2 protein-coding genes are annotated in these 2308 nt (G+C 68.9%); one reads left to right on the top strand and one right to left on the bottom strand.

Annotation, left to right across the window (positions count from 1 at the left end; translation table 11 throughout):
- Window positions 1–996: 996 nt before the first annotated feature.
- Entirely contained in the window at window positions 997–1740 is a 744-nt protein-coding gene (locus FLV34_RS39070) for an SDR family NAD(P)-dependent oxidoreductase (RefSeq protein WP_142652749.1), read from the bottom strand.
- Window positions 1741–1939: 199 nt separating this feature from the next.
- Between FLV34_RS39070 and FLV34_RS39065 the strand changes: the two genes are divergently transcribed.
- Window positions 1940–2308 (top strand): sigma factor (locus FLV34_RS39065; protein WP_315985234.1); only part of this gene is annotated, 369 nt, incomplete at its 3' end.

The raw sequence follows: 2308 nt of genomic DNA, 5'->3' as shown, positions 1-2308 counted from the left end.
CAAACAACGGTTTCCCGACCGCCCGGACCGGGACTTCCTTCAACAGACTCGGCTCAACACACGGCGTATGGCCAACGGCCCGCCAGCTAGGCTCACCTGTAACGGCTGCCTCAAGCCTACCTCGAACACACCATCGAATCAAACCCTGACCTGGGCAAATATGGAGCCCCAGCCCGGCGATGCGAGGCAGTCCTCGATGCAACGTCCCGTCCAGAGACGGCTCGCAGAGGCTTCCGGGCTGTCGTCTCGGGCGTGCAGTTCAGGTGTACGGGCCGGGTGTGCAGGCCGGAAGGGTCAAGGGTCGCCGGCAACGCGGGCTCCGTGAAGGCTGGAAAGGCCGCGACCGGCACGAGGGCACCGCGACGGCCAGAAGCGTTGTGCCCGGAGATGATTCGCAGAGGCTTCCGGGCTGTCGTCGCGGCGTGCAGTCCAGGTGCGCGGTCCGGACGTGCAGGCCGGAAGGGTCGCCGGCAACGCGGGCTCCGTGAAGGCTGGAAAGGCCGCGACCGGCACGAGGGCACCGCGACGGCCAGAAGCGTTGTGCCCGGAGATGATTCGCAGAGGCTTCCGGGCTGTCGCCAGGGGCGTACGGTCCAGGTGCGCGGTCCGGGTGTGCAGGCCGGAAGGGGCACCGGCAACGCGGGCTCTGTGGGGGCCGGAGAGGTCACCTCCTAACAGGGGGCATGGTGAGCGGCCGGAAGGAGGTTGCGTCGGCTACGCGGGCTCCGTCAAGGCTGGGGAGGTCGCGCCGCGCACGGGGGGCGTTGACGGGCCGGAAGCGTTGTGCCCGATACCGGGCCCCGCGGGCATTCCGAGCTTGCGGAATGTGCACGGACGGAGCGGGCTCGGCGAGGACCGGAGATGCCTTCCGGAGCGGTCACCGACCGGCTCAAGACTCGCCAACACCCCACAGGCGTTTTCCGGCGCGGTACCGGACACCGCGATGCCGACCAGCGCGTGGCGGTTTACATCACACAGGATGCCAAGGCTCGGCGGTCACCATCCGACGGGGCCGAGGCGGTCGGTGAAGATTCCGCTCGGCCCGTCGGGGCCGATCATCGCGAGTCCGACGATCGAGTCGGTGCCCTCGGTGACCGTCAACTGACCGGTGTGGTTGTTCATGTCGGTGGCGGCGAACGTGTGGTTCGCGACCTCCCCGGGAGTGGTGGCGTTGAACTTGATCTCCGGGAGTGCCTGGGCGTACCGGACGGTGATCATGTTCAGCGCCGCCTTCGACGACGTGTAGGCGAGTTCGTGCATCTTCGAGATGGGCTGCTCCGGATCGGTCACGACCGCGAAGGACCCGGCGGCGCTCGACACCATCACCACCCGAGGGTTGTGCGCCGCCCGCAGCAAGGGAAGGAACGCGTTCGTGACCCTGATCGGTCCGTAGACGTTGACGTCGTAGACGGAATGGATCTCGTCCACCGTGGTCTCCGCGGGCGGAGTGACCATTCCCGGCGCGCCGGCGTTGTTGATCAGCACGTCCAGGTGGTCGGTGTGCTCGCGGACGAGCCGTACGGCACGGGCCACCGACGCGTCCGAGGTCACGTCCAGCGGGACCATGACCACGTCGACGCCGTCCGCGGCCAGCTTGCCTGCGGCCGCCCGTCCCCGGCTCTCGTCGCGCGAGCCGAGGAAGACCGTCCACCCCTCCGTACCGAGCCGGCGGGCCGCTTCGAGACCGAGGCCCTTGTTGCCACCGGTGACCAGCGCGAAGGTCCGCTCCGAGTTCGTCATTCGTCCTCACTCCTGTGGAGTCGCGTGCCGCCCGGCTTGTCCGGGCGGCGTCCTGACGAACACGAGATGCCGGTGCCCCGCCGCCTGTGACAGCTCGGGTCGTGTGACGTACACCACCTGTCGCCGCGGTCACAGAACGCCGAGGATAGGCGTCTTGTGCGTGTAAGGCGCAGGCGAGTGCGATCGGGGAGGAGCCGTGATGGGCGAGGGACAGGTGGGCGCGGGCGAGCCGTACGCGCATGGGGAAACCGTGGACCCGGCCACCGCGGCCTTCGTCGCCCATCGCAACCTGCTGTTCACCGTGGCCTACGAGATGCTCGGCTCGGCCGCCGACGCCGAAGACGTCCTCCAGGAAACGTGGCTGCGCTGGGCGGACGTCGATCTCGGGACGGTGCGGGATCAACGCGCCTATCTGGTGCGGATCGTCACCCGGCAGGCGCTGATGCGGCTGCGCGCGCTCGGCCGACGTAGGGAGTCGTACGTCGGGCCGTGGTTGCCCGAGCCGTTGCTGACCGCGCCGGATGTGGCCGAGGACGTGGAGCTGGCCGAGAGCGTGTCGATGGCGATG

The organism is Microbispora sp. CSR-4 (assembly GCF_008033685.1).
Lineage (GTDB): Bacteria > Actinomycetota > Actinomycetes > Streptosporangiales > Streptosporangiaceae > Microbispora.
Note: the sequence above shows the minus strand (reverse complement) of the source record. Positions and strands in the feature narration are given on the sequence as shown.

Excerpts from the sequence above, each read along its gene's own strand:
- FLV34_RS39070 (WP_142652749.1), bottom strand. The coding sequence starts at position 1,740 with ATGACGAACTCGGAGCGGACCTTCGCGCTGGTCACCGGTGGCAACAAG.